Annotated in this window: 3 protein-coding genes; all 3 read left to right on the plus strand. The window is 67.4% G+C overall.

Annotated elements, in window-relative coordinates; translation table 11 throughout:
• On the plus strand, window positions 1-378 hold a 378-nt coding region (locus tag U4Y91_RS36455), incomplete at its 5' end, for an ATP-binding cassette domain-containing protein (RefSeq protein WP_321809108.1).
• A gap of 40 nt (window positions 379-418) precedes the next feature.
• A complete protein-coding gene (locus U4Y91_RS36460) occupies window positions 419-1,456 on the plus strand; it encodes an ABC transporter permease subunit (RefSeq protein ID WP_321809109.1) in 1,038 nt (345 codons plus the stop codon).
• A gap of 86 nt (window positions 1,457-1,542) precedes the next feature.
• On the plus strand, window positions 1,543-2,282 hold a 740-nt coding region (locus U4Y91_RS36465), incomplete at its 3' end, for a substrate-binding domain-containing protein (protein ID WP_321809110.1).

Raw genomic sequence — 2,282 nt, forward strand, 5'->3', positions numbered from 1 at the left:
TCGCTGTCGATCCGCGTGCCGCACGCGAACGTGAACGTCGGCGCGCTGTCGGGCGGCAACCAGCAGAAAGTGCTGCTGTCGCGCCTGCTCGAGACGAAGCCGCGCGTGCTGATCCTCGACGAACCGACGCGCGGCGTCGACATCGGCGCGAAATCCGAGATCTACCGGATCATCAACGAACTGGCCCGCGCCGGCGTCGGCGTGATCGTGATCTCGAGCGAACTACCGGAGATCATCGGCGTCGCCGACCGCGTGCTCGTGATGCGCGAAGGCGAGATCGCCGGCGAACTCGGCGGCCACACGCACACGCCCATCACGCAGGAAGCGATCATCGCGCTCGCCACCGGCTCGCAAGCCGAGCTCGCCGACGCGCACTGACCACGGCCCCTTCATCTCCTTCTTCTTTCAAGGTACCGACATGATCAACCCGACCAAGCAGCGGAACCTCGCGTCCGCGACGGCCCATCCGGTCGCCAACCGTACGCCGCTGATGCGCGGCGCCGATCATCGCGCGCGCATGCAGTCGCTGATGCGCACCGCCGGCATGCTGCCGGTGCTGCTGGTCCTCTGCATCGGCTTCGGCTTCATGACCGACGGCTTCTTCACGCTGCAGAACCTGTCGATCGTCACGCAGCAGGCGTCGATCAACATCGTGCTCGCCGCCGGCATGACCTTCGTGATCCTGACGGGCGGCATCGACCTGTCGGTCGGCTCGGTGCTCGCCGCGTCGGCCGTCGCCGCGCTCATCGCGTCGACCCTCCCCGGCTGGGGCTGGCTCGGCGTGCCGATCGCGCTCGCGGTCGGTCTCGTGTTCGGCGCGATCAACGGCGGCCTGATCTCGTTCCTGCGCCTGCCGCCGTTCATCGTCACGCTCGGCGCGATGACGGCCGTGCGCGGCGTCGCCCGCCTGATCGGCAACGACACGACCATCTTCAACCCGCAACTGCCGTTCGCGTTCATCGGCAACGGCACGATCCTCGGCGTGCCGTGGCTCGTCGTGATCGCCTGCGCGGTGATCGCGCTGTCGTGGTTCATCCTGCGCCGCACGGTGCTCGGGATGCGGATCTATTCGGTCGGCGGCAACCCGGAAGCCGCGCGGCTGTCGGGCATCAACGTGCGCGCGATCCAGCTGTTCGTGTATGCGGCGTCGGGCCTGCTCGCCGGTCTCGGTGCGGTGATGTCGGCCGCGCGGCTCTATGCGGCCAACGGCCTGCAGCTCGGCCAGTCGTACGAACTCGATGCGATCGCCGCGGTGATCCTCGGCGGCACGAGCTTCGTCGGCGGCGTCGGCTCGATCGTCGGCACGCTGATCGGCGCGCTGATCATCGCGGTGCTGACCAACGGCCTCGTGCTGCTCGGCGTGTCCGACATCTGGCAATACATCATCAAGGGGCTCGTGATCATCGGCGCGGTCGCGCTCGACCGCTATCGCCAGCGCGACTCGGCCCGCACCTGATACGCATTCCTCACCACTCAACCATCGGGGCGCAGGCAGGTCCTCCTGCGCCCGACCGCCCACGGACCTTCCGGAGACACAACGACATGTTCAAGCAAAAAGCCGCCCTGACCGCCGTCGCCTGCGCGCTTGCCTTCGGCGCCGCCGCCGCCCATGCAGCCGACAAGCCGCTGAAATCGATCGGCGTCACGGTCGGGTCGCTCGGCAACCCGTACTTCGTCACGATCGTGAAAGGCGCCGAGGCGCGTGCCAAGCAGCTCAACCCGAACGCGAAGGTCACCGCGGTCTCGGCCGACTACGACCTGAACAAGCAGTTCACGCAGATCGACAACTTCATCTCCGCGCACGTCGACATGATCCTGCTCAACGCGACCGATCCGAAGGCGATCGAGCCGGCGGTGAAGAAGGCGCAGGCGGCGGGCATCACGGTCGTCGCGGTGGACGTCGCGGCCGCCGGCGCGAACGCGACCGTGCAGACCAACAACGTGAAGGCCGGCGAACTCGCGTGCGACTTCCTCGCGAAGAAGCTCAACGGCAAGGGTAACGTGATCATCGAGAACGGCCCGCAGGTGTCGGCCGTGATCGATCGCGTGAACGGCTGCAAGACCGCGCTCGCGAAGAACCCGGGTATCAAGCTGCTGTCGAGCGACCAGGACGGCAAGGGCTCGCGCGAAGGCGGGATGAACACGATGCAGGGCTACCTGACGCGCTTTCCGAAGCTCGACGGCGTGTTCACGATCAACGACCCGCAGGCGATCGGCAGCGATCTCGCGGCGAAGCAGCTGAACCGCCCGAACATCGTGATCACGTCGGTCGACGGCGCGCC

This window comes from Burkholderia sp. BCC1993, assembly GCF_905339865.1.
Taxonomy (GTDB): domain Bacteria; phylum Pseudomonadota; class Gammaproteobacteria; order Burkholderiales; family Burkholderiaceae; genus Burkholderia.